This is a genomic window from Acinetobacter sp. SwsAc6 (genome assembly GCF_013391565.1).
Lineage (GTDB): Bacteria > Pseudomonadota > Gammaproteobacteria > Pseudomonadales > Moraxellaceae > Acinetobacter > Acinetobacter cumulans.
On sequence record NZ_JACAXE010000003.1, the window covers coordinates 44,061 to 68,510 of the forward strand.

Below are 24,450 nucleotides of genomic sequence, written 5' to 3' on the forward strand. Positions count from 1 at the left end.
ACTAAATTGAGTATGAATTTGGACAGGTTCGTATTTTTGATAGACAGCAAATCAATCCGTTTGCATGGAATTGGGTAATGCTTATGCAAATTATGACTGATCATGCGTCTAAGAACAATATGCTTTAGTCAAAGCGGTAAAAAACTTTATACAAAGCTTAATTAAAACAATCAAGCACTTGCTTTTAACAAATGAGATTGGTTTTTACGCGTATGGCTATACTGTATAGATAAACAACAAAATATAGGCTAAAAAGTGCCAAAATCTATGGTTAAAATAGAATGAGATTAGCTTAAGAGCGTGTCTAGTGTGCTATTCCGTCTATTTTGATCAGAATTTAAGATAAAAAAAAGATGAACATAGACTTGAAAGTTATAGAAAATTGCGATGTATTTGTTGCAAATGATCTTTAAAAATTATGTTAATAATCTGTTTTAAATATAATGATTTTTTCTGTTACATATCAAACCGTAAAGAATAGTAGTTGATCTATCTGTTGAAATGTCACATTTAATGAATCAGAGTGAAATGTATTTATCGCTTTTAAGACTTTATATCTACCTGCTTAACTAAAAGAAAAATCAACAAATATAAGCCCTATTCGCCTTTGGACTAACACTTATTGTCAGTATGTTCATTTAAGTTGCTCATAGATGATGCATTTTTTTGAACACTGATTGACACAAGGATTCTCCAATGGAAAAGTCAGATAATAAACATGCTATTGTCACGGTAGCGATCTGTTTTCTAATTGCCGTAATCGAAGGCTTAGATATTCAGGCAGCAGGTATTGCAGCTGCTGGTATTCGTGAAAGTTTCGGTCTAGATAGTTCGCAACTGGGGGTGTTTTTTAGTGCAGGGATTTTAGGCTTACTGCCTGGTGCACTAGTTGGTGGTCGAATTGCGGATCGGATTGGTCGTAAAACGGTATTAATTTGGTCGGTTGCCATTTTTGCAGTTTTCACATTATGTACAGTATGGGTGAATAGTTTTAATTCATTACTTGCAGTACGTTTCTTGGCTGGTGCAGGACTTGGTGCTGCTATGCCAATCTTAATTACATTGGCTTCTGAAGCGGTAACACCTGCAAACCGTGGTCGTGCTGTAGGTCTAATGTACTGCGGTATGCCTGTTGGTGCTGCAATTTTATCGTTGGTGGCAAGTACTGAGTTTGGTTCAAACTGGAAAAACATTTTCTATTTAGGTGGCTTGTTACCGATCATCGTGATTCCAATCATGATGCTATTGCTTCCTGAGTCTAAAGAATATTTAAAAGCAAAAGAGCAAACTGCGACTGCAAGCAATGAAGCAGTTCCACAAGGTTCTTTTAAAGACCTATTTAACTCTGAAAACTTATTGCGTACGGTCTTCCTTTGGACGAGCTATTTCTTCACATTGATGGTGGTTTACATCATGTTAAGTTGGTTACCGTCGTTGTTCCAAGAATTAGGCTTTACACGTAAAGAAGGCGCGACTGCACAGTTCTACTTCATGGTGAGTGCAACTGTAGGTACGGTGGTGCTAGGTGTATTGACGGATCGTTGGAAAAAAACCTTCGTAATCTTGTTGATGTACGGCGGTATTTTAGCAGGCCTATTGGCATTAAATGCAGCAGGTTCATTAACGCAAATGTACTTGGCTTCTGCATTGGTTGGTGCATTTGTGATTGGTTGCCAAGGCGTATTGTATGCGTTCGGTGGTATTGTTTACCCAACAACTGTACGTGGTACAGGTATTGGTGTTGCATCGGCAGTGGGTCGTGTAGGAGCAATGCTTGGGCCCGCAATTGCTGGTGCATTGTTAACTGCTGGCTTTGGTGCTGCAGGTGTAATTTCAGCAGCCATTCCATGTATTATTATTTCTGCGATTGTGATGTTATTACTGACACGTCGTCTGGCTTAATCGCCAATAAAAGTAAAAAAGCCCGTCATCGACGGGCTTTTTTATTGTGGGATATAAATGTTTTGATGTTTAAATATTTGCTGAAATTTTAAGTTAGACTGCTGATTTATATGTGATAATAAAATTAAATAAAAAAGAATACGGGGGCCAAATGAGTCAAAATCATTGGATGGCACAATTTAAAGTTGATGGTCAGCTTTTTACACTTTCATTTAAGCAAAATGAATTTAACTTAACGCTCAAACGTGATGTTAAAAAAATGAATTTCGCTCGAAGCAAAGGTATGAATGCTTGGCTGGCTTTTGCCGATGACCCTGTACAAGATGATGTTAATATGGGGATTAATGCCTTTGAAGTCATGCGTTTGGCGCGTGAGCATATTGTAAATTTTGTCTATAAATATCAACCTTTGTATTTTTGTTTTCATGCCTCCACTGAACGTAAATCCAAAATTTATCCACGTTTTGCGCGGTCTTTACAACAGGATTTGCCGAGATATAACTTGAATTCGCTAGGCGGGTCATTTTATTTTTATCGTCAAGACGAAATACTACAACCGTGAACCGAATGCGCCCAAGCGCAGATTGAATTGAATGAAAATGGATTGAGTGATATGCAAAAGAATTGTGCCTTAATTGTGGTCGATGTTCAGAATGGATTTACACCAGGTGGCAACCTTGCTGTGGCAAATGCAGATCAGATTATTCCTGCAATTAATCAATTGGCGCAATATTTTGAAAATGTAGTATTAACGCAAGATTGGCATCCGGCGAATCATATTTCATTTGCGGCCAATCATGAGGGTGCGAAGCCCTATGACATCATTAAATTGGCCTATGGCCCACAAGTGCTTTGGCCTACACATTGCGTCCAAGGCACACATGATGCTGCTTTACATCCAGACTTGTCTATTCCACATGCCCAATTGGTGATTCGTAAAGGAATGCATAGCAACATTGATAGTTATTCTGCATTTATGGAAGCTGATCATCAAACCTCAACAGGACTTGCTGGTTATTTAAAAGAACGTGGGATTGATAGCGTTTTTATTGTGGGTATTGCTACAGATTTTTGTGTGGCGTGGACAGCAATGGATGCAAGTCGTTTAGGTTTTCGTACCTTTGTGGTGGCAGATGCATGCAAGGGGATTGATCTACAAGGGTCATTGCAGCAGGCATGGCAGGACATGCTATCTAATGGTGTGAAACGGATTTATATGAAAGACATAAAAGCAATAACAGAGGCATAAAGCAGAAATAGAAATATTATGAATATGTAGGCATTTTATACTTTTTAGTCCAAAGGTGAATTGTGACGTGCTAGCGACTTATGGCAGGGTATAAGCATGTACATTGAGATGGGCAGAGTTATGTCAGGATTCTTGCGCTTTACACAATTGATTCAAAAAACGTTCGCATTATGGGTAATATTCTTTGCAGGGATTGCGCTTTTAGCACCTGAAATGTTTGTGTGGCTCAAAGCCTATATTCCATGGTTGCTGGGTATTGTTATGCTGGGTATGGGCATGACAATGACCTTAGATGATTTTAAAGGGGTATTGCAAAGTCCTAAAGCGGTCTTCATAGGAGTCGTTGCACAGTTTTTTGTGATGCCGGGATTGGCATTTGTATTATGTAAATTGATGAATTTGCCTTCTGAGATTGCCATTGGTGTGATCCTGGTTGGGTGTTGTCCAGGTGGAACAGCTTCAAATGTCATCACTTATATGGCCAAAGGCAATACTGCGCTTTCAGTTGCATGTACTTCGGTATCTACTTTACTCGCTCCGTTATTAACACCCGCTATTTTCTATTTATTGGCTAGCCAGTGGATTGAAATTAATGCAGGCTCAATGTTCATCTCTATTTTACAAGTTGTGTTATTCCCAATAGTTTTGGGCTTAATTATTCGTACATTGTTACAGTCTAAGGCTGAATCATATATTCAGGTGATGCCCTTGGTTTCTGTCGTGGCCATTGTGGCTATTGTGGCAGCCATTATGGCGGGCAGTAAAACACAAATTTTAGAATCTGGCTTGCTCATTCTAGGTGTAGTTGCCCTACATAATGGTTTGGGGTATTTACTTGGTTTTTGGGTGAGTCGCTTCTTTAAGCTACCTTATGCAGATGCCAAGGCTGTAGCAATTGAAGTGGGCATGCAAAACTCAGGTTTGGGTGTGGCCTTAGCAGCAACGCATTTTGCAGCATCGCCTTTAACAGCATTACCAAGCGCAATTTTTAGTTTATGGCACAATATTTCTGGTCCTGCACTGGCAACCTATTGGGCGTCAAAAGCACAGTCTGAAGCTATGCCAAAGACAAGCCATGAACCCAATTGATGAGAACAAATGCATATAAAAAAGCCTGAATGTGTTCAGGCTTTTTTTATAGTAAACAGGGCAGTGTTTAAGAAGCTTTAGACTGCTTTGATTTTAAGATTTCAGTACGGAAAGACTGCGCCAATTCAGCGGCATCAGCATCCATTCCATTAATCATAAAGGCATGTCGAGTCAGTACATTGGTTGGGTTTGGCAAACTTACCAATTGGAAATGATCCGAAATTTCTTTAAGTAAGTGGTTAGGTACCTGCACGGCACTTTCTTTGGCAGAGAGTTGCTGTACCAGACGCTCTGCAGCTTGGACTGAGCTGAGTTGCATCGCCTCTACAGCACTTGAAATCGCGCTACGCGTTTGTAAAACAAAACGACGTTCTTCACGGTAGCGTTTATAGAGCACATCTGAAAGCAATTGGAATACTGCGCTAATCATGGTTAAACACTGTAAGCCATTTGGCGTGTCTGCTGAGATGCTAATAATTGCACCCTGATCATCAAATTTATGCACAGTACAAATGTCTGAGCTATTTAATTTATAGTGCTGTACGCAGAGTTCAGTGGCTTTATTTAAAAACAACTGACATAAATTAAAATACGGCCCAGACACTGTTTTATTGACAGTATCGAGCAATTGTTTTGGGTCATAGTATTGAATATTGAGCGCTAAGCTACTGCTGTCAATAACGACGGGTTTATGTTCTTTTTTCGCTTTGTTTTGCGCATTTTGCTGTGCTTGTGCTATTGCAACTGCGGCAGCATGTTTCTCTTGCTCAAATGCTTGGGTCAAGCTTTGAATTTCGTGTTTTAAGCGTGATTCATTATTAATGCGTGCCAAATATTCGGTACGACTTGGGCGAGCAATACCACGGTAAGCTAACCACAATAAACCATGAATAATAAGCGAAACCAAAATAGCCAGCCACTGGGTGCGTAAGATTTCACCTATGCTCGGCTGAATTAGTGTGATTTCAACTGTACCGACTTTTTTCTCATTTAGTAGTGCATCACGTACAAAGACTTCGCCTTCACGGGTTTTGGTTTGACCACCCGTTGCAAGGACTTGCTTTGCCGAATTTAAAATTCGAATAGACGCCACGCTAGGATTGGTCGCGTAACGATCGGCAAGTAATGCCAATGATACGGTATTGGCGGGTTCCATTTCCGAAATACTGTCGGTGACCAATTGGCTGGTCATCAGTTGACCTTGGCTGGCACGGTTTTCGTTCAGCTGATGTGTGGTCGCCAATACCAGTAAAAAGGTATGAAAAGCGAAACTTACTATTAGTAGGCTAGCAAATAGCCCTTGTCTAGGCGCATTCAACGTAAACTTCCAAGGCAAAACTGTTTATTTTCGATTATGATTCTAACAATAGTTGTAGCTCAGACCCGAGTCAATTCATGCGAGAAATCATCCTTATTTCATTTCTGGGGCCAGACCAGCCTAATCAATTTACACGATTAATGCAGGCCCTGTCCGTTCATTCCTTACAAATCTTAGATGTAGGTCAAGCCGTCATACATAACCAACTGACTTTAGGTATTGTTGTTTCGTCAGATGACCAAACTGCTACAGCATTAGCCATGAAGGAAATTCTGATTTTAGCACATGAAATTGGCTTAACAGTCCGTTTTAAACCAATCTCTGCTGCAGATTATGATCAATGGGTAAGTGAAGGTGGCCGTACACGTTATATCGTGACTGCTTTAGCGCCAGAGTTGACGCCATCGCATTTACAGGCTGTAACAAAAATTGTGTCGAGCCAAGGCTTCAATATTGAAACTGTGACGCGTTTATCTGGTCGTCCGCAGCTTGATGGAGGCAGTATTGGGCCTAAACGTGCCTGCGTACAATTTGGTTTAAGTGGCCAAATGTTAGATGCTCAAGCAATGCGTGCAGCCTGCTTGAGCTTATCTGCAGAGCTGAGCGTAGACGTTGCAGTACAAGAAGATAATGCTTACCGTCGTAACCGCCGTTTGGTGTGTTTTGATATGGATTCGACGCTGATTGAGCAAGAAGTCATTGACGAGCTGGCAAAAGAAGCAGGTGTTGGTCAGCAAGTTGCAGAAATTACTGAACGTGCGATGCAAGGTGAACTGGACTTCCAAGAAAGCTTCCGTGCCCGTGTTGCTTTGCTCAAAGGTATGGATGCATCTGTGCTGGCGAGTATTGCAGAGCGCTTAACAGTCACTGAAGGTGCTGAACGCCTAATTTCAACATTGAAATCATTGGGCTACCGCACCGCGATTTTATCGGGTGGCTTCCAGTACTTTGCAGAATATCTACAGGCGAAACTCGGTATTGATGAAGTTCATGCCAATATTTTAGATGTACAAGACGGCGTAGTAACGGGTGAAGTCAAAGGTCATATTGTTGACGGCGCACGTAAAGCACTCTTGTTGACGCAAATTGCTGAAGAAATGGGCATTTCCTTAGAACAAGCGATTGCCGTGGGCGATGGTGCAAATGACTTACCAATGCTCTCGATTGCAGGTCTAGGTGTCGCATTCCGTGCTAAACCATTGGTACGTCAAAATGCCAATCAAGCGATTTCAAGTGTAGGACTTGACGGCGTGTTATATCTTTTAGGTGTACATGATAAAGATTTAAATCGTGCCTAATATGTGACCGTTGTATGAAAAACGCAGTCAAATGACTGCGTTTTTTTATGGATTTCAGTTTAGAGGCGACCAACGGTAAATATAAAATTGTTGATAAAAACAACGATTAACATGATCTGAAAAATAAATTTTTCACTGCAAAAAAGTAGGTTTTTTTTTGTAATGACACGCCAAGCGAGGCATGGTCTTTGTTCTAAGAAAACTCAAAAATAAAAAAATGTAATGACAAAATAATGTTACGACAATGTGTGTCGCTTAGGCCGAAGACAAGACTTTTTTTATCAAAAAAACTGCGCATAATGCATGCATAGAGTTTGAAGTTGATACATTCCATTGATTGATTACACGGTAATTTTAAATGAAACCTAGCCATAGCAATGGTTTCATTAAATGACGGAGGTTTATATGGTAACAGCGAATTTTGCCACCATTCTAGGCATGAGCTTAGTCGCGGCTGCTGTCATTGCTGTTTTCTTCTCGCCGTATCGTCGCTGGTTAAACTATATGCTGGCTGGGATGCTGGTATGGGGCATGGTTGAAGTCATTCGTTTTGGCACACAAGCTGTATTTGAGCTCACCATGATTTCCAGCTACTTTGTGGCATTAATGACGACGATGACGGTATTTAGTCTGATGCTATTGCTTGAAGACCGCCGTGCGGAGCGTGCGTCAGCAAAACGTCAATATATCGAACATACACCTGTCTATGAGGATGATCAGCAATATTCAAGTCGCTGATAGTCAATTTTTAAGGTGAAAAAAGGCATGTTTCATACATGCCTTTTTTATGTCGAGCACAAATTTAAACTGTAAAGGCATGCTTTTAAAAAACGAAGTTATGTTAGGATGAGGCAGTTAATTTTCCAACAATTACAATAGGCTTAAAGTCATGAAATTATCATCAATTCCTGTCGTAAAATTACCACTGGTTGATGTCAGCACGGATCCGCTGGATTTACTGGTTGCTGGTTTAGCATTGCGTATGAAACAACTTGCGCGTACCAGCCCTAAATTTATTGAGTTGGTTCATGAGCGTCAATTTCGTATCCAAATTGGTACAGACTTAGGTGTAGCACGTCAAATTATTGTAAATAATGGCCACATTGATACCGTTGCAGGTAATGCAGAAAAAGCAGATTTTATTTTGCAATTTGCAGACAGCGAACAAGGTGTAAAAACCTTGATGAAAGGTGACCCGACTGCATTTATGACGGGCATGCAAAATGGCAGTATTAAAATGGAAGGTGACTTTGGGCTTTTGGTTTGGTTTAACCAAGTGGCGAAGTTGATTCCACCGAAGCTACCAAAACCGGTGAAAGAAAAATTCAAAATTGCACGTGCATTTATTAAAGAAAAAACAGGTAAGTAAGATGTACTCCTTTTCCCCTCCTTTTTTAAAGGAGGGGCTAGGGGAGGATTTAAAAAGCCCTCTTTGGAGGGCTTTTTTATCGTTCAGGATTTATTCGATTTCTAAATTGAACGTCACTGGGCCGTCATTGACCAAATGCACTTTCATATCGGCGCCAAAAATCCCTGTTTGCACATTTTCAAACTGCGACTTTGCATAGTTTACAAGTTCTTCGTACAGCGCTTTGGCTTCGCTTGGTGGCATGGCAGGGCCAAAGTCTGGGCGTAAGCCTTTTTGCGTTTGAGCCATTAAGGTGAATTGCGAGACCAAGAGTAAGCCACCACCTGCTTGGCTGATATTCCAGCCCATTTTGCCTTGTTCATCATCAAAAAAACGATATTTCAAGATCTTATCAATCAGTTTTTTGCCTTTGACCAAATCATCCTCTTTGCCAATGCCTAAAAAAACTAAAATGCCGTGCTGAATTTCACCTGTAGTTTCGCCATCCACGACTACTTTAGCTTCTAGAACACGTTGTAATAAGGCGCGCATTTGGGACTATTTTCCATCAAATCAAATCAGAACAAATTGTAGCAAAAATGCATTTAAAATGGAGTTTTTGATTAAATTTAAAGCATTAAGTTGTTGAAAAATATTAGATAAAAAAATAATCAATCTAACAAAGCGATTGAAATTATAAAAATAATCTTTTTTAACAATTTAAAGAAAATAGGTATCTTCTCTCGTGCAGGAAAGGTATTAATTTTAGTGAGATGAAGACGATGTTTAAGCGTTCTTTACTGGTTGCTATGTTAGCAACTGCAACAGCGGCGACTCAAGCAGCGCCATTAACAAAAGACAATGGTGCACCAGTAGGCGATAACCAAAACTCGATTACTGCGGGTCCAAATGGTTCAGTTCTACTTCAAGACGTACAATTGGTTCAAAAATTACAACGTTTTGGTCGTGAGCGTATTCCTGAGCGTGTAGTGCATGCACGTGGTACAGGTGCTTATGGTGAGTTTGTTGCAACTAAAGATTTATCTGATCTAACAATTGCTTCATTATTCAAAGCGGGTACTAAAACTCCAGTATTCTTACGCTTCTCTACTGTAATTCACGGTAAACATTCTCCAGAAACTTTACGTGACCCGCACGGTTTCGCGATCAAGTTCTACACGCAAGAAGGTAACTGGGATTTAGTGGGTAACCAATCTCCAGTATTCTTCATCCGTGATGCAATCAAATTCCCTGACTTCATTCACGCAATGAAGCCAAGCCCAATTGACAACATGCAAGACGCAAACCGCGTATTTGACTTCTTGTCTAGCCAGCCTTGGGCAACCAACATGATCACTCATGTTTACGGTAAAGAAGGTGTTCCGACGAGCTACCGCGAACAAGACGGTTTTGGCGTACACGCATTCAAACTTTATAACGATAAAGGCGAATACAAATACGTGAAATTCAACTTCCGTTCTAAACAAGGCGTGAAGGGTCTTAACGTTAAAGAAGTGAGTGAGTTACAAGGTAAAGACTTTAACCACTTAACGAATGATCTTTACAAAAACATCAACGCAGGTAATTTCCCGAAATGGGATCTTTACATCCAAGTATTGGATCCTAAAGACCTAAACAGCTTCGAGTTTGATCCACTAGATCCAACGAAAATCTGGCCGACGAACCTCGTTCCAGAAACTAAAGTCGGTACGTTAACGCTGAACCGTATGCCGAAGAACTTCTTCCAAGAAACAGAACAAGTTGCTTTAGCTCCAGGTAACCTCGTACCAGGTATCGAGCCATCTGAAGACCGTCTATTACAAGGTCGTATCTTCTCTTACTCAGATACTCAAATGTACCGTTTAGGTGCGAACCACCAGCAAATTCCTGTAAACCGTCCAGTTGTGAATGTAAACAACAACAACCAAGATGGCTACATGAATGTTGGCGGTACTTCATCTAACGTGAACTATGAACCAAGTCGTATTGAACCAAAACCAGCAACTGCGAAAGCACGTGCAGTTCAAACGCCTTTAACTGGTACTGTTCAACAAGTGGATACCAAAGAGCAAAACTTCAAGCAAGCGGGTGAGCTTTACCGTTCATACACTGCGAAAGAAAAAGACGATTTAATCATGAACTTGGCTGCTGATCTTGGCAATGTTAAAGATTCAGAAACTAAGCACATCATGTTGTCTTACTTCTACAAAGCTGATGCTGACTACGGTACACGTATGACTAAAGCGGTTAACGGTAACCTTGCAACTGTTAAAGCAAAAGCAGCTCAGTTAAAAGACTAAGTTGTCAAAATTGAAAGATGCATTTCGATGCATCAATCAGATCGGTGACTAGGGTAAAGACGAAAGTCACCACCGAAAAGTCCTGTAAAACTCAAACCCTTTCCTGCAACCCTAGGGGAGTTTTACAGGCACTCTTTTTTGCTTCACATTTCATTTTTCTACGTTTTTAGAAACGTGAACACATTCGATTTTTGTTGGAGTTCATCATGGGCATTATGCAACGTACACTTTTAGCCAGTCTTCTCGCGTTTGGTTCCGCATTCGCAAACGTGGCAATCGCGGAAGAAATCTCCCCCGCTAAAACTGCTGCTAATGATCAGATGAACTCACAACAAGAATTGATTGATCTGTTTTTTGCCGCGGCCAAAACGGGCAACCAAGAGGTTATTAATGAGTTTTTAAAACATGGATTTCCAGTAGACGTGCGTAATGCCTCAGGCTTTACCCCGTTGATGATGGCGACTTATTATGGGCATCAAGACATTGTAACGACAATGCTAAAACATGGTGCCGACCGCTGTGCGCGTGACAATAAAGGCAATACAGCATTAATGGGTGCTTTGTTTAAAATGGAATTTTCCATTGCAAAACAATTACGTCAGGTCGATTGTGATGCAAATGCCAAGCAGACAGGTCAAAAAACCACAGCTGAATTTGCCAAAGTTATTGGGCAAGAAAAACAGTTGCAAAAAATCATTCAAGCACAAGAAAAATCAGCAGTCCTTGCTCAGAAATAAGCAGGTCTGTAACTGAGCTATTTCATTGGCTGTGTATAAAACTAGCAATATCGCATTTGAAAGTGTGCTTTAATGCAAGAAGTACAGCGAATTTAAATCCGATATGGCTCCAATCATACAATCCTTGCTTGATACAGATTTATATAAATTCACCATGTTACAGGTGGTGTTACATAAATTTCCTCAGACGCACAGCGTTTATCATTTCCGTTGCCGTAATTTGCAAGACACGGTTTATCCGCTCGTAGACATTTTAGATGACCTCAATGAACAGCTGGACCATCTGTGTACGCTTCAGTTTAAAGAAGATGAGTTGCTGTATTTACGCAGCCTACGTTTTCTAAAAAGTGACTTTGTAGATTATCTCGAGTTATTTCAGCTTAAACGCCGTTTTATTAAGGCTGGGATTGATAGCGAAGGCCGTTTGGACATTTGGGTAGAAGGCCCTATGGTTCAGGCTATGATGTTTGAGATTTTTGTACTCGCATTGGTCAATGAATTGTATTTCCGTCGCATTCGTTCTGACGAAGTATTACTCGAAGGGCAGCGCCGTTTAGACGCAAAAGTTGAGCTTCTGAAGCATTATACTGAAGTACAAGGTTCAGATGAGCCACCATTCTTGGTGTCTGATTTTGGTACGCGTCGCCGTTATAGCTTTGCATGGCAAAAGCATGTCATTCAAGCGTTTAATCAAGCGGCTCCTGAAATTTTCCGTGGTACAAGTAATGTGCTGATTGCCAAAGAATTGGGGCTCACTCCGATTGGTACCATGGCACATGAGTTTTTACAAGCTTTCCAAGCTTTAGATGTTCGTCTGCGTAATTTCCAAAAGTCTGCACTTGAAACTTGGGTACAAGAATACCGAGGTGATTTGGGCATTGCTTTGACCGATGTGGTGGGTATGGACGCATTTCTAAAAGACTTCGATCTATACTTTGCCAAATTGTTTGATGGTTTACGCCATGACAGTGGTGACCCCTATGAATGGGGTGATAAAGCCTATGCACACTATAAAAAGTTGAAAATTGACAGCAAAACTAAAATGCTGACATTTAGTGATGGCTTAGATTTAGAAAAAGCGTGGAGCTTACACAATTACTTTAAAGACCGCTTTCAAGTGAGCTTTGGGATTGGCACCAATTTAACCAATGATATGGGGCAAACGCCGTTAAATATTGTGTTGAAATTGGTGGAGTGTAATGGTCAATCAGTCGCAAAAATTTCAGACAGTCCGGGTAAAACCATGACGGATAACGACACCTTCTTGGCATATTTACGTCAGGTGTTTGAAATCCCTGAAAGTGCTTAAGCACAATGTAAAAACCGTCTTGCAACCCAAGACGGTTTTTTTTGGATGTGAATTTTTACCAAGGGTTTATCTAAAATTTTGCTAAGGGTCTTTTAAAAACAGCATATTTTTGAAAATAAGCTGTGCTAAGATCAGTTAAATTTGACCCATAATAGCTACGAAAAAATGAGCACTTTGGATTTTGGCCTGCTGATAGAAGCAGAAGATTTGGTCCCACATTTGGGCAATGACAAACTCAGAATTGTCGATTTGAGCCGAACATCGGTGTATGAGCAACTGCATATTCCTCATGCCATTCACCTGAAACCGAAACTTTTAGTGCGCCAAGAAGAACAAGCCATGGGGCTATTGCCTGAAGCAGAAGGTTTGCAAGCGCTGATTGAGTTCTTAAATATTTCCCCAGAGCATCATGTTGTGGCATACGATGATGAAGGTGGCGCATGGGCAGGACGGTTGATTTGGAACTTACACTGTATTGGGTTTGAAAATACCAGCCTTTTGAACGGTGGCATCCATGCATGGTTGGGTGCAGGCTTACCAACGAGCGCAGAAGTACCACAATTTGAGCCCGTTGAGCAATTTGTGACGATTCAGTCAAATGCCCAAAAAGATGTACAAATTGATTATGCAGAATTAAAACAAAGTGTTGAAAATCAATCAATTCAAGTTTGGGACTGCCGTACAGAAGATGAATATACCGGACTGCGCTTAGCGGCTAGACGTGGCGGGCATATTCCAAGCGCACGCCATTTCGAGTGGAGTACTGCCCTTAACCGTGAAAATCATTTAAAATTGCATCCTTTATCGCGCACCCAGCAGCGTTTAGAACAACTCGGTTTTCAATTAAATGAACCAGTGGTGGTGTATTGCCAGTCACATCATCGCTCAGGATTGGCCTATATTTTAGGGCGGTTATTGGGTTGGAATATTCGAGCGTATGACGGGGCGTGGAGTGAGTGGGGCAACCGCCTCGATAGTCCAATCGCTACAGGGGAGTTGCCATCTTGAGCATTACATCGCGTTTAAAACAACAAATTTTCATTCAAGCTCAGCGTGTGGTGCCACAACATCGTTTGTCACGTGTGGTGGGTAAAGTTGCAGCCAGCGAAAATCCAATCATTAAAAATGCGGTGATTACAGCGTTCAAGGCACAATATGGCATTGATATGTCGATTGCAGAGCAAAGCAATGCTTTGAAATTTAAATCATTTAATGAATTTTTTACCCGTTCTTTAAAAGATGGTGTACGTGCAATTGATCAGGATGCAAGCAGTATTGTTTCACCTGCGGATGGTGCGATTTCACAATTGGGTAAAATTGAAAATGGTGATATTTTTCAAGCCAAAGGCCAAAAATTTACCGTTGAAAATTTGATTGCCGATCCACAATTGGCAGAGCCATTTAAAAATGGTCAATTTGCTACAGTCTACCTGTCACCGAAAGATTATCACCGTGTGCACATGCCATTTGCCGGTAAATTAACTGAAACATTGTATGTGCCAGGTGAATTATTTTCTGTGAACCAAACCACAGCAGAGAATATTCCTGGTTTGTTTGCACGTAATGAACGTATGGTGTGTTTGTTTGATACGGAATTAGGCCGTATGGCAGTGGTGCTGGTAGGTGCGATGATTGTGGCGGGGATCGAAACCGTTGCGACTGGTAAAGTAAAACCAACGGGCCGTATTGAATTAAACCAGCACGATTTAAAACTTGAAAAAGGAGCTGAGCTCGGGCGTTTCTATTTGGGCTCAACTGCGGTGGTTTTATTTGAACAAGATAAAATGGCATGGGATGCCGCATTTTCCGCAAATTCAGCAGTGGTCATGGGTGAAGCTTTAGGGCATACCATTTAAGGAATTCTCTCTCCTTTTTAGGAAAAGCTTTTGAGCTAAGCTGATTTATTCAAAAAAAGAATCTCTTCTAACTTCCCTTTATTAAAGGGAGGAATAAAAAAAGCACCTTAAGGTGCTTTTTTTATTGGATTCAAATTAGCGTTTTACAACAATTGAATCGATGCCACTGTGTTGTAAGGTTTGCTGTGCAATGACGGCTGCATCTTGTGAGTCATAAGGTCCAGAGACTACGCGGTACCAAACTTTCCCATTTTCTGTAGTCTGTACAACATCGGCAGATAAACCATTCAGAATAATTTCTGCACGACGTGCATCGGCTTGATCTGGGTCATCATAACTACGCACTTGTAGAATGTAATTTGGTGCCGCTGCTGCTGGACTTTCTACAAGGCCAGGTTCTGGGTTGGCTTGTTCCGCTTTTTGCTCAGGTGCTTCTACAATCACCACAGTGCCTTGATTCTTGCTTTCAGGAATCGCTTGCTCAGGAATAGGAGTAACTTGTTGCTGAGGTAATAGGTCGTAAAAACGATAGTCTTTGTTGTTTTCTTCTTGGGTTTGTTCTGCAGTGGCTTGCGCACGTGGTTTAACCGGTTGCCAAGGTTTCCAAAGCATCAATGCAACCACAAAGCTTAACACGATCAAAATCGCCACTAAGGTTCCCAGCCATGCTGGAATCAGTGGTTTTTTAGGTTTATTCGGTCGCTCTGATACACCACGTTGCGTTTTTCCAAACACGAGGAAACCTCATTCATTTTAATTGTGACGAAGCACTTTGGGAGAGTCCCAAAATATTGTTCTTGATTATTATATATTACATTACTGTCATCTGTATTTTGTTTAATTTTCACAAATTAAGCAAATGACAAATTTAAAAATATAAGGCTTATGGTAAAAAAGCCAGACGCATGATGCATCTGGCTTTTTAGGTTTGGTCAGCTCAGAAAATGTAAGACTGATCTGCCAATGGTAAATTAACCGAGTTTTGCTTACATGCTTTCTGGTGCAGATACACCTAGTAACTCAAGACCATTGCGAAGGACTTGACGTACATTCACAGACAGTAATAAACGTGCTTGGGTCAATTCAGCATCATCACCAAGGACTTTATTTTCGTTGTACCAACCGTGGAATAAAGCAGCCAATTCTTTTAAGTAGTTACCAATTTGATGTGGTTCGTATGCATTGGCAGCACGAACTAAAATCTCTGGATAAGCTGCAAGTTTTGCAAGAATTTCAGTTTCAGTTTCTAATTCAAGTTTGCTTGCTAAACCACGTGCAACGCTTGCATCGAAGTTCACTTGCATAGATTGAGCTTTTTCTAACATACGGCAGATACGTGCGTGTGCATATTGAATGTAATACACAGCATTGTCTTTGCTTTGCGAAACCGCTAAATCTAAGTCGAAGTCAATGTGTTGCTCAGACTTACGCATTACGTAGTAGAAACGTGCAGCGTCATTACCAACTTCCTTACGAAGGTCACGTAACGTCACGAATTGGCCTGAACGAGATGACATTTGTACCATCTCGCCACCACGCCATAAGCTGACGAACTGAACAAGAAGCACGGTTAACTTTTTAGAGTCATAGCCCATTGCATCAATGGCCGCTTTCACACGTGCGATATAACCGTGGTGATCTGAACCCCAAATATCGATGATGTCTGTATAGCCACGTTGTAATTTGTTTAAGTGATAGGCGATATCTGATGCGAAGTAGGTAGTTTGACCATTGCGACGTTTCACTACGCGGTCTTTTTCATCACCAAATGCGGTTGATTTGAACCAAATGTTACCTTCTTTTTCGTAAAGGAAACCACGTTGGTCCAGCACTTGAAGTGCTTCTGTAATTTTATCTGTCAGTGTTTCTTCGCTAAACCATTGGTTAAAGTGAACACCAAACTCGCCAAGGTCATCTTTAATATCGTCAAGAATCGCGTTTAAGGCCGCTTGAAGGAATACACGGTAGCCTTCGCCAAGCAAAGTTTGCGAATTAAAAATTAAGCCATCAATGTGTTTTTCTTTGTCGCCTGAAAGTACAACTTTATTGCCATCAGCATCAAGTTCGGCAGCGAATTGAACATCTTCAGGCACGTCTTTGTAGACATCTGCGACTGGGCGTACATAAGCTTCGCCGTCTTGATCAATAATGCTTTGAGCGATTTCTTTAACGTAATCACCTTGATATGCATTTTTAGGGAATACCAAAGTTTGACCTGTAAGCTCTAAGTAGCGCAGGTAAGTAGAGGTTGCCAGGATGTCCATTTGACGGCCGGCATCATTCACATAGTATTCACGGTCAACGGTTGCGCCTGTTGCTTCAAGAAGATTTGCAACGGTCATACCATAAGCTGCACCACGACCATGACCCACGTGTAGGCTAGATGTCGGGTTAGCAGAAACAAATTCTACTTGAATTTTTTTTGCTGCATTGGCTTGGGTACGGCCAAATTCATTTTGTTGTGCTTGAATTTGATCCAGTACGGCAAAACGCTGGTCTGCATTTAAGAAGAAGTTAATAAAACCAGGGCCTGCGATTTCTGCTTTGCTGATATCTGCAACTTCAGGCAGGGCAGCAAGAATTTTTTCGGCTAAATCACGTGGCTTCATACCAGCAGCTTTAGAAGCAATCATTGCGATGTTCGAAGCGAAGTCACCATGGCTTCGGTCTTTAGTACGCGTGAGGTTGCCATTGTTATTAAAGTCAGTTGGGAGTACGCCTTCAGCTTGAAGGGCGTGTACTGCATGTTCGAGAGCTGCTTGGATTGCCGTATTCATATTCAGTCGAAAATTAAATGTCGCAGAAAAACAATAAATATAGCAAATTTCGCTGTCTTTAGGTGAACCCATTTGTAGTGAATAAATAATATTCGATGAAATAAGCTCAGGGTCATCGGCATGTGAAATGGTTGCACCTGCCTGAGGGAGCCGTGATATTTGCCAGTGATCAGCGTGTTTGAAAAGGCTGAGCTTGTGCTGTGCTCAGCCATGCTCGGGGCTTAAGATGTTTTACAATTCACTGGTTTTTCCAGTAATTCGGCATGTGTATTTTGGAAACTATATAGCTTTGAAGCATTAAAAATCTTAATCACTTTGGCTTGTTTGAGTGCTGTTTTAAAGCTCTCGAGCTGCTTGCTTTGATAGGTTTGGAAAGGGTTGCCGAAGTTTTTATTGTCGAGCAAAAATTGAATTTGCCCAGCACTGTCATCATAGGCTTTAAGAATGATTTGACCATTGGCATTGCTCAGGCTAAAGCTTGGGCGTTGAGTCTCAATTTTACAGTTGAGCGCCAAGGATAAGACGTGGTTATTTGTGGCTTTGTTTTGCAGTTCTGCCGTGCCCAATTGCGGGTTTTCTAAATATACCCATTCATTTTTAGGCATATTGGCCAGTAGGTGTTCGAGTTTTTCTTGCGATGCTTTGGCCAAGTCTAAAATGCTTTGTGCATCGAGTTCTGGACTTTTTTCTTGACCGAACATGCCCATGACGCTGTCGGTGACTTTAGTACTGGTTTTGGAAATCATTTGACAACCCGAAAGGGCAACAAGGCTCAAGCCAAAAATAAGGCAGATTGATTGTGTTTTTTTTATCATTTTTGATTATGGTGTTACGGTTTAAAATTGTTCGCTTAGCTTAGCGTGCTCCATTACTTTGTCAATCTATGCGCCGTCGGTTTTATGTGATGGATCGTACAGGTGGCGTTGCATCCCTGATACATGGGGCCATCATGCGCAGACATCATGATGGCCATTGTATGCTTAGAGTAGGTATTCAACCACTGCGCGGATAATCCCTAAAATCAAGCCAATAAATGCACCCACCACCACACCATTGACACGAATCATGTGCAGGTCGCCACCGACTTCATTTTCAATTTTGTCGATCATTTCACGTGAATCCCACTCATGAATGCGGGCGCTAATAAACAGAATCACTTTTTCGCTGTATTGGTCGGAAAGGTCGACTGCAATGTCACTCATTTTGTCATTTAACAATTGGCGCACGGCAATATTAGAGATCATATTTTCTCCGATTTGCTGAATTGCCACACGTAAATTTTGTGCAATACCTGAATCTGTTTTTTGCAAATCAGCTTTAATTGCATCGCATAAAATCACCACAGCACCGCTCAAGAAGTTCAGCACTTGTGGACTGTCTAAAAGTGCATCTTTGGTTTGGTTGAGGCGTAGGCTCGCACTGCTCTGATTATTGGCTAAGGCCAGCATGAGGCTTTGGGCACTGTCTTCTATTTTTTGTCGCCATGGATGTTCTGGATCTGCCAGCATAGATTCGACTTTTTCGAGTAAGGAATCAATGGTACGTTGTTGCACATCAATACCAATCCAGCTGGCACCTTTGGCCAGTTTCCAAACGCCTAACTCTTTAAATAACTGACGACTTAAATCTCGTGCTTGTTCAGGGTGCTGTAGCATCCATTCATGGGCTAAATCTAAGCCTCGTTGTAATACATCTTGGTGAAAATCGTTGTCTAAGACCGCGCGAAGCATTTCACTGGCTAAGTGGTTAATTTGGGTGTTTTTAACCCATTGCACACTGTTGTTTTGAATAAAACGGCCAATTTGATCTTGCCCAACAAAGTCAAAAAATTTAGGTACGGTTTGTTGAATGAGCTCGGTGACTTTTTGATTATTTTCAGGATTGGCCAACCATTTGCCCATGGCTAAGGATAAATCTGTATTGGCGAGGCTACGTTGCACAATTTGCGGGGAGAGAAAATTTTCTTGTACAAAGCGTCCCATAGATTCTGCAATACGGGCTTTATTGCGTGGAATAATTTCAGTGTGGTCGCGTAAAAATTTAGGAATTGGCATTTTGCCAAAAGGATTACGAAACAACACTGTAATAGCATACCAGTCTGCCAGACCACCCACCACGCCTGCTTCTGCCGAAAGCATTAAAATATGAATGAGCCAAACATATTCGGGCAGTAATTTGGCGCTAATCATTAAAGCCAACCAAATTAGCACGGCAACAACTAAGGCAATGCCCGCGAATTGTTTACTGCGTTGCAAATTGGGTGAGGCTTGAGTCGCTTCAGACATAGGGCGGTCTAGGCTCCGTAATTATTTTGATTGGGGTGGTGTGGCTGCCGGTGGCACTAAAGGTTCACCTGTCGCACTTAAACCATATTTTGCACCCAACGATTGTAAGATTAAGCTGGCATCAAAGGCATCGTGTGGTGCCGCTTTATTATTTTTAAAGCATTCAATGGTGTAGCTCACTTGTACTGGGTCTAAGCTAACCACTTGAGGCATATCATAAAATGGGTCGGGCCAAAAAGCAGGATGGCGGCGGTAAAAACCCGATGGAGGGTACATTGGGCTCGCATACACCACGGCTTTTCGCGGCGGTTGTTGACTGCGGTTACTTGGGTCATCACTGACTTTAAATAATTGAAAGCCATTTTGTAAGGTGGCTTGAGCGGCTTTCACCAAGGTAATTTCTTCAGCTGTGCCATAGCTAATATTGGGTGTTGCTTGAAAGCTAATACGATAGGTCTGAGCATTCAGTGGCGTGGCACTAAACTGTCCCAATTCTGCAAAGCTTAAGGGTTTTGATGGGGTGGTTGCACAGCCTGATAGACTCAAGGCTGTGGCCAGTGCAAGTGATAAATACCATGTTTTCATGTTGGGGAGCCTAAATGAAAAATAAAAAATGGCCTTCGAGGAGGACGGTTAAAAACTTGAATGAGGTTGGCTTAAAAACTCAATTTCGGTTGCCGTTGAAGGACGATTCAATACGCTATTCCGGTGTGGATAACGTCCAAAACGATCAATAATCACTTTATGCTGTTGGGCAAAATCTAAATTGATGGGATTGGCCAAGTGCTCGAATAACGCGAGGGACTGCACTTGAATCAATTTGGATTCGCTGTGCATATATGGCAAATACAAAAATGCGCGTTGTTCAGTGGGTAACTGTTGGTCTAAGCCCTGTTGCACGGCTTCTTGTGCCAAACTCAAGGCCATTGCATCGTGAGCAAAAGCTTGTGCAGACTGACGATATAAATTACGAGAAAATTGATCTAAGACGATAATCTCAGCCAAACGGCCAGAGGCATGCTGGCGCCATGTCCAAAGTTCGGACTGCGTGGCTTGAAGATGAACATTTTTAAAGTTTTTTTCAATAATGGCATCAAACTCATCGCTTTTTGCAAACCAATGCGGTTGGGTCTCTGCACTAAACCAAAAATCTAAAATATCTTGATAATTCATCAGTTTTAATCAGCTTTCGTATTTGTTTGTTAATAAAATCACAAATCTCAAATGTCTTATAGTGCAACTTTGTGATAAAAAAACAATCAAAAATAAAGTCTAGCTTTGCCTCAAAAGCCAGCAGACTGTAACGTGCCACCTAAAAATCAAGTTATACTGCGCTAAATAAATGATTTTCTTTTAGTCGTTCTTCCCTTTAAGCGAGATTGCAATGAGTCAGCCCGAATCGACCTCTCAAAATATTTTACCAAATTGGGTGGACTCTACGCATATACACGGCATGTTACGTGGCATTGAACGTGAAAGTTTACGTATGCAGAGCAATGGTTTTTTATCTCAAGCAGATCATCCCAAAGCACTGGGTTCGGCATTAACACATCCGCATATTACGACCGATTACTCCGAAGCATTGATGGAGTTTATTACACCACCCTTAAGTAGCATTGGTGAAACACTCAATTATTTAAAAGATATTCATGCCGTTGTGCATCAACAATTAGAACATGATGAAAAACTATGGCCTTTATCGATGCCGTGTATGCTTGATGATGCGGAAGAAAGTATTCGTCTTGCACAGTATGGCACCTCAAATGTGGGCCGTTTTAAAACCTTATATCGTCATGGTTTAGGCGTGCGTTACGGTCGCCGTATGCAGACCATTTCAGGGGTGCATTATAATTTATCTTTCCCTGATCATTTGTTTGAAGCCTTACAGGCAAACGAAACAGACGACGCCCTAAAAGCATTGAGTTTGCAAGACTATCGCAGTCATCGTTACTTTGGTTTGATTCGTAACTTTATCCGGTTAACACCTTTGGTGATGTTTTTGGTCGGTGCGAGTCCGTCTGTATGCCAATGCTTTATGACAGGGCGAGAGCATCACTTATTGCCACTGTTAAAAGGTACGCTATTTTTACCGTATGCCACGGCTTTACGTATGGGGCGCTTCGGTTATCAAAATTCAGCACAAAAACAATTGGGCATTCACTATAACAATTTGACTGGTTATTTGGATGGTCTGCAAAAAGCAGTCAAAACGCCGTATGCTCCATTCACTCGTTTGGGCTTAGATGATGAAGCGGGCACGCCAATTCAAATTAATGACCACGTGCTACAAATTGAAAATGAATACTACAGCTTAGTGCGCCCAAAACAGGTGCCAAAAGCAGGTGAAACACCATCGGAAGCATTACTCAACCGTGGTGTAGGTTATGTGGAATTACGCGCAGTGGACGTTAACCCCTATAGCCCAATTGGCATTGATGAAAATACAGCGGGCTTCTTGGAAATCTTGGCATTACATTGCTTATTAAGCGACAGCCCAGATTTGCTTGATGCAGAGCAAGAAGTAATAGAACAAAACCAAGCAGAAGTGGTTAACCGCGGCCGTGCACCCAATGCAACGATTTTGGAGCAAGGGCAGGCTTATCCAATTGAAGATTGGTGTCGTCGTTATTTAAACGAAATGCAATCCATCGCTGCTTTAATGGACCAAAGTTACAGTACACCACTGTATAGCCAAGCTTTGAACGTTATGCTGTCACGGGTAGACGAAGTCGATGAAACTTTGTCTGCAAAAATGATTGAAGATACAATTGAGCAAGGTGGTACATGGGGCTTTGGTAGCTTTATGGCACAACAGCATGCGAGTATGTATGAGCAACATCAGTTGAGTCCTGAGCGTAAGGCTTATTTTGCAGAAGTGGCAACTCAGTCCTTACAAACACTCGCAGTATTAGAGCAAGAAACAGCACCTAATTTCGAACAGTATCTTGCGAATTTTAGATAAATAAAATAGAGGGAACCCCATGCAGTGGAGTTATCGCCTGATCAGTGGCTTATTATTTGTAGCCAGTGTGATTGGCATGAGTTTTGCGCTGTATCTGGAACATGTGCAAGGGCTTGAACCTTGTCCATTATGTGTATTTCAACGGATTGGCCTAATTGGTCTTGGGCTGATTTCGTTGTTGGCATGTTTACATAATCCTGCCTCAAATGTTATGAAACGCATCTATGCCTTCTTGGCTAGCGTATCTATTTTGTGGTCTGTGGGTGTGGCAGCACGGCATGTCTGGCTACAAAATTTACCGCCAGATAAAGTGCCAAGTTGTGGGCCTGGATTGGATTATTGGGTTGAAACACTGCCTTTAAAATCTGTGTTTCAGCAGGTATTAACGGGTTCTGGCGAATGTGCCAAAGTGGATTGGACCTTCTTAGGACAGTCTTTACCTGTTTGGTCTGGGATATTTTTTGCAGTGCTGGCCGTGGTGAGCCTTTGGCAATTATGTCGTAGGTATCCTGCTTAACATAACCAAATTTGCATGACGCCGAGCATGCACATCGACATGAAAAAGCCAGCATCAAGCTGGCTTTTTTGTGGCAAAAATATCTTATTTATTTAAGTGAGCGCGATGCCTTCCATGCTCGCCAAGTCCATCATATATTCATGAATTTGATCATAAGCTTGATCTTCTACACTTGGGTAGAACCAGCGAGCGACTTGTTCTGCAACATGCGAGTGATATTGAATTTCAAAGTGATTTAGACCATAGAAAATGGCTTTATGTGCATCTGGTACTTTTAGTTGATAGCGACTATTGGGGTGTTCGCCCAAGGCACTTTTTACACTGACCAAATAATCACCAATGACTTTTAAAGTCCGATTTTTACGGTGCTCAAACTCAATGGTTCCGGCCACAAGATAGGTATTAATATGTGAAGGAATCGGTGCAGGTTTACGATTGTCGTCCATCATCCCAATACGTACATCATTGTGTTCCCAATCATCATCACGGACGCTTCCATAGCGTAAATCTAGAATTCCATTACTCCGAATATTCACCACATGGCCGACAATTTTTCCAAGAGGTAAATGCCCAAGCTTATCTTGCATTGCAAAGCCAAAACGTTCTAATACTGCACCGTGGTGTGGAGAGCCCAGACAGACCAAGTTTTCAACGCGGTGAATCCAGTGGTGCATATTTTGTTTGCCATAAAAGAGGGCACTACGAGACACCAATCCGCCCATACTGTGGCCAATCAAATCAATGCTGGTAATATTGGGATTATGTTGTAACAGATCTTCTAAGGTATTGGATAGACTGCGCCCATTGGCAGAAATGCGACGGCCTGTATTGTAGTTCAGGTACAACATGGTGTTGTGATCACGTTGCGCCAAGAGTTTTTCGCCGATGCCACCAAATTTATGATTTGACCAAGACAAATGGTGCATACATAGGCCATGTACAAATAAGGTCACACGGCCACTGAGTTCGCCTTTTTGTAAGCTACCATAATGGTCATACACAGCCATAGGCAGTGCCATAGGGTTTTGATATTTGAGTAAATAATCACCCAGTACGCCATTTAACGCACCGACCAAAATATGCAGACTCGGGGTTAATGGTTTGTCATGTAGTTTAGGGAAACGCTCAATCACGCCACGTAAAATAGGTGCCAATAAATAGTTTCCGTAGTTAAAAAAGCTTTCATAGGTCAATTGATACAGCTTTTTGACATAGGGAATTTTATGGATGCTTTTCGACTTTTGCTCGCTCATCCCAAAAATACTAATTAAAAGCTCTCGTTGAATATTTTGGATGAGGTCATGCACGACATCACTAAAACGCATCGTTACCAGCTGTGCCAAGCCTTCGAGGACATCGGCTTGGCTGGGTGGTGTGCGGTCCCATTTACAATAGGTTTCGTGTAGTGGTGTTAAACTCGGCATCTGCGTCATATCCTGTGTCGTTTTATGCGCCGTATATTCGGGCTTTCTTTTATCTAAGCTTCACGGTATAAGTCTTATT

23 protein-coding genes are annotated in these 24,450 nt (G+C 41.5%); 14 read left to right on the forward strand and 9 right to left on the reverse strand.

What is annotated here, in order from left to right; all coding sequences use genetic code 11:
* Positions 1-696: 696 nt before the first annotated feature.
* From mhpT to HYG93_RS02855, 4 genes are all read left to right on the forward strand, one after another.
* The gene (gene mhpT, locus HYG93_RS02840; protein ID WP_121530981.1) at positions 697-1,902 is read left to right on the forward strand and encodes a 3-(3-hydroxy-phenyl)propionate transporter MhpT; all 1,206 of its coding nucleotides are present in this window, start codon (positions 697-699) and stop codon (positions 1,900-1,902) included.
* A gap of 151 nt (positions 1,903-2,053) precedes the next feature.
* On the forward strand, positions 2,054-2,464 hold the full coding sequence (locus HYG93_RS02845) for a hypothetical protein (RefSeq protein WP_106984146.1): 411 nt from the start codon (positions 2,054-2,056) through the stop codon (positions 2,462-2,464).
* Positions 2,465-2,515: 51 nt separating this feature from the next.
* Positions 2,516-3,151: a bifunctional nicotinamidase/pyrazinamidase gene (pncA, locus tag HYG93_RS02850; protein ID WP_117006546.1), complete on the forward strand. Its 636-nt coding sequence runs from the start codon at positions 2,516-2,518 to the stop codon at positions 3,149-3,151.
* Positions 3,152-3,271: 120 nt separating this feature from the next.
* Positions 3,272-4,240, forward strand: a complete 969-nt coding sequence (locus HYG93_RS02855) for a bile acid:sodium symporter family protein (protein ID WP_106984148.1) — start codon at positions 3,272-3,274, stop codon at positions 4,238-4,240.
* A 67-nt stretch (positions 4,241-4,307) separates the two neighbouring features.
* Here the strand turns inward: HYG93_RS02855 and HYG93_RS02860 are convergent, their stop codons facing one another.
* Positions 4,308-5,558, reverse strand: coding sequence for a hypothetical protein (locus HYG93_RS02860; RefSeq protein WP_106984149.1), 1,251 nt, complete (start codon positions 5,556-5,558; stop codon positions 4,308-4,310).
* 77 nt (positions 5,559-5,635) lie between these two features.
* Between HYG93_RS02860 and serB the strand changes: the two genes are divergently transcribed.
* The 3 genes from serB to HYG93_RS02875 all read left to right on the forward strand — a co-directional run bounded on the left by serB (position 5,636) and on the right by HYG93_RS02875 (position 8,225).
* Positions 5,636-6,856 carry a phosphoserine phosphatase SerB gene (gene serB, locus HYG93_RS02865; RefSeq protein ID WP_106984150.1) on the forward strand — a complete coding sequence of 407 codons (1,221 nt, stop codon included), beginning with the start codon at positions 5,636-5,638 and terminating at the stop codon, positions 6,854-6,856.
* 405 nt (positions 6,857-7,261) lie between these two features.
* The gene (gene aciT / locus HYG93_RS02870; RefSeq protein WP_178961813.1) at positions 7,262-7,594 is read left to right on the forward strand and encodes an AciT family ciprofloxacin tolerance protein; all 333 of its coding nucleotides are present in this window, start codon (positions 7,262-7,264) and stop codon (positions 7,592-7,594) included.
* Between the two features lie 151 nt (positions 7,595-7,745).
* On the forward strand, positions 7,746-8,225 hold the full coding sequence (locus HYG93_RS02875) for an SCP-2 sterol transfer family protein (protein WP_120364111.1): 480 nt from the start codon (positions 7,746-7,748) through the stop codon (positions 8,223-8,225).
* A 90-nt stretch (positions 8,226-8,315) separates the two neighbouring features.
* Here the strand turns inward: HYG93_RS02875 and dtd are convergent, their stop codons facing one another.
* The gene (dtd, locus tag HYG93_RS02880; RefSeq protein WP_106984153.1) at positions 8,316-8,756 is read right to left on the reverse strand and encodes a D-aminoacyl-tRNA deacylase; all 441 of its coding nucleotides are present in this window, start codon (positions 8,754-8,756) and stop codon (positions 8,316-8,318) included.
* A gap of 230 nt (positions 8,757-8,986) precedes the next feature.
* Here dtd and HYG93_RS02885 point away from each other — a divergent pair, with 230 nt between their 5' ends.
* The 5 genes from HYG93_RS02885 to asd all read left to right on the forward strand — a co-directional run bounded on the left by HYG93_RS02885 (position 8,987) and on the right by asd (position 14,406).
* Positions 8,987-10,504 carry a catalase gene (locus HYG93_RS02885; RefSeq protein ID WP_178961815.1) on the forward strand — a complete coding sequence of 506 codons (1,518 nt, stop codon included), beginning with the start codon at positions 8,987-8,989 and terminating at the stop codon, positions 10,502-10,504.
* Positions 10,505-10,710: 206 nt separating this feature from the next.
* On the forward strand, positions 10,711-11,241 hold the full coding sequence (locus HYG93_RS02890; RefSeq protein WP_106984155.1) for an ankyrin repeat domain-containing protein: 531 nt from the start codon (positions 10,711-10,713) through the stop codon (positions 11,239-11,241).
* A gap of 103 nt (positions 11,242-11,344) precedes the next feature.
* On the forward strand, positions 11,345-12,550 hold the full coding sequence (gene pncB / locus HYG93_RS02895; RefSeq protein ID WP_106984156.1) for a nicotinate phosphoribosyltransferase: 1,206 nt from the start codon (positions 11,345-11,347) through the stop codon (positions 12,548-12,550).
* Positions 12,551-12,715: 165 nt separating this feature from the next.
* The gene (locus HYG93_RS02900) at positions 12,716-13,558 is read left to right on the forward strand and encodes a sulfurtransferase (protein ID WP_106984157.1); all 843 of its coding nucleotides are present in this window, start codon (positions 12,716-12,718) and stop codon (positions 13,556-13,558) included.
* Positions 13,555-14,406, forward strand: a complete 852-nt coding sequence (gene asd, locus HYG93_RS02905) for an archaetidylserine decarboxylase (protein ID WP_178961817.1) — start codon at positions 13,555-13,557, stop codon at positions 14,404-14,406. Before HYG93_RS02900 ends, asd begins: the two co-directional genes overlap by 4 nt.
* 135 nt (positions 14,407-14,541) lie before the next feature.
* Here asd and HYG93_RS02910 read toward each other — a convergent pair whose 3' ends face one another.
* The 6 genes from HYG93_RS02910 to HYG93_RS02935 form a co-directional block, all read right to left on the reverse strand.
* Positions 14,542-15,141: an SPOR domain-containing protein gene (locus tag HYG93_RS02910; RefSeq protein WP_120365511.1), complete on the reverse strand. Its 600-nt coding sequence runs from the start codon at positions 15,139-15,141 to the stop codon at positions 14,542-14,544.
* Between the two features lie 251 nt (positions 15,142-15,392).
* The gene (argS, locus tag HYG93_RS02915; protein WP_120365537.1) at positions 15,393-17,183 is read right to left on the reverse strand and encodes an arginine--tRNA ligase; all 1,791 of its coding nucleotides are present in this window, start codon (positions 17,181-17,183) and stop codon (positions 15,393-15,395) included.
* 221 nt (positions 17,184-17,404) lie between these two features.
* Positions 17,405-17,998: a hypothetical protein gene (locus HYG93_RS02920; protein ID WP_117006555.1), complete on the reverse strand. Its 594-nt coding sequence runs from the start codon at positions 17,996-17,998 to the stop codon at positions 17,405-17,407.
* Positions 17,999-18,163: 165 nt separating this feature from the next.
* Entirely contained in the window at positions 18,164-19,468 is a 1,305-nt protein-coding gene (locus tag HYG93_RS02925; RefSeq protein WP_178961819.1) for a DUF445 domain-containing protein, read from the reverse strand.
* Between the two features lie 21 nt (positions 19,469-19,489).
* The gene (locus tag HYG93_RS02930) at positions 19,490-20,053 is read right to left on the reverse strand and encodes a hypothetical protein (RefSeq protein WP_121530969.1); all 564 of its coding nucleotides are present in this window, start codon (positions 20,051-20,053) and stop codon (positions 19,490-19,492) included.
* A gap of 48 nt (positions 20,054-20,101) precedes the next feature.
* Positions 20,102-20,641, reverse strand: coding sequence for a DUF924 family protein (locus HYG93_RS02935; protein WP_178961821.1), 540 nt, complete (start codon positions 20,639-20,641; stop codon positions 20,102-20,104).
* 211 nt (positions 20,642-20,852) lie between these two features.
* Between HYG93_RS02935 and gshA the strand changes: the two genes are divergently transcribed.
* The gene (gene gshA, locus HYG93_RS02940; RefSeq protein ID WP_120364104.1) at positions 20,853-22,430 is read left to right on the forward strand and encodes a glutamate--cysteine ligase; all 1,578 of its coding nucleotides are present in this window, start codon (positions 20,853-20,855) and stop codon (positions 22,428-22,430) included.
* Positions 22,431-22,449: 19 nt separating this feature from the next.
* Positions 22,450-22,947: a disulfide bond formation protein B gene (locus HYG93_RS02945; protein WP_117006559.1), complete on the forward strand. Its 498-nt coding sequence runs from the start codon at positions 22,450-22,452 to the stop codon at positions 22,945-22,947.
* A gap of 92 nt (positions 22,948-23,039) precedes the next feature.
* Here HYG93_RS02945 and HYG93_RS02950 read toward each other — a convergent pair whose 3' ends face one another.
* On the reverse strand, positions 23,040-24,371 hold the full coding sequence (locus HYG93_RS02950; RefSeq protein WP_117006560.1) for an alpha/beta hydrolase: 1,332 nt from the start codon (positions 24,369-24,371) through the stop codon (positions 23,040-23,042).
* Between the last annotated feature and the right edge of the window lie 79 nt (positions 24,372-24,450).

Excerpts from the sequence above, each read along its gene's own strand:
- HYG93_RS02875 (WP_120364111.1), top strand. The coding sequence starts at position 7,746 with ATGAAATTATCATCAATTCCTGTCGTAAAATTACCACTGGTTGATGTC.
- serB (WP_106984150.1), top strand. The coding sequence starts at position 5,636 with ATGCGAGAAATCATCCTTATTTCATTTCTGGGGCCAGACCAGCCTAAT.
- argS (WP_120365537.1), bottom strand. The coding sequence starts at position 17,183 with ATGAATACGGCAATCCAAGCAGCTCTCGAACATGCAGTACACGCCCTT.
- mhpT (WP_121530981.1), top strand. The coding sequence starts at position 697 with ATGGAAAAGTCAGATAATAAACATGCTATTGTCACGGTAGCGATCTGT.
- HYG93_RS02855 (WP_106984148.1), top strand. The coding sequence starts at position 3,272 with ATGTCAGGATTCTTGCGCTTTACACAATTGATTCAAAAAACGTTCGCA.
- dtd (WP_106984153.1), bottom strand. The coding sequence starts at position 8,756 with ATGCGCGCCTTATTACAACGTGTTCTAGAAGCTAAAGTAGTCGTGGAT.
- gshA (WP_120364104.1), top strand. The coding sequence starts at position 20,853 with ATGAGTCAGCCCGAATCGACCTCTCAAAATATTTTACCAAATTGGGTG.
- HYG93_RS02935 (WP_178961821.1), bottom strand. The coding sequence starts at position 20,641 with ATGAATTATCAAGATATTTTAGATTTTTGGTTTAGTGCAGAGACCCAA.
- HYG93_RS02925 (WP_178961819.1), bottom strand. The coding sequence starts at position 19,468 with ATGTCTGAAGCGACTCAAGCCTCACCCAATTTGCAACGCAGTAAACAA.
- HYG93_RS02950 (WP_117006560.1), bottom strand. The coding sequence starts at position 24,371 with ATGCCGAGTTTAACACCACTACACGAAACCTATTGTAAATGGGACCGC.
- HYG93_RS02920 (WP_117006555.1), bottom strand. The coding sequence starts at position 17,998 with ATGATAAAAAAAACACAATCAATCTGCCTTATTTTTGGCTTGAGCCTT.
- HYG93_RS02885 (WP_178961815.1), top strand. The coding sequence starts at position 8,987 with ATGTTTAAGCGTTCTTTACTGGTTGCTATGTTAGCAACTGCAACAGCG.
- pncB (WP_106984156.1), top strand. The coding sequence starts at position 11,345 with ATGGCTCCAATCATACAATCCTTGCTTGATACAGATTTATATAAATTC.
- HYG93_RS02890 (WP_106984155.1), top strand. The coding sequence starts at position 10,711 with ATGGGCATTATGCAACGTACACTTTTAGCCAGTCTTCTCGCGTTTGGT.
- HYG93_RS02900 (WP_106984157.1), top strand. The coding sequence starts at position 12,716 with ATGAGCACTTTGGATTTTGGCCTGCTGATAGAAGCAGAAGATTTGGTC.
- HYG93_RS02930 (WP_121530969.1), bottom strand. The coding sequence starts at position 20,053 with ATGAAAACATGGTATTTATCACTTGCACTGGCCACAGCCTTGAGTCTA.
- HYG93_RS02845 (WP_106984146.1), top strand. The coding sequence starts at position 2,054 with ATGAGTCAAAATCATTGGATGGCACAATTTAAAGTTGATGGTCAGCTT.
- HYG93_RS02945 (WP_117006559.1), top strand. The coding sequence starts at position 22,450 with ATGCAGTGGAGTTATCGCCTGATCAGTGGCTTATTATTTGTAGCCAGT.
- aciT (WP_178961813.1), top strand. The coding sequence starts at position 7,262 with ATGGTAACAGCGAATTTTGCCACCATTCTAGGCATGAGCTTAGTCGCG.
- pncA (WP_117006546.1), top strand. The coding sequence starts at position 2,516 with ATGCAAAAGAATTGTGCCTTAATTGTGGTCGATGTTCAGAATGGATTT.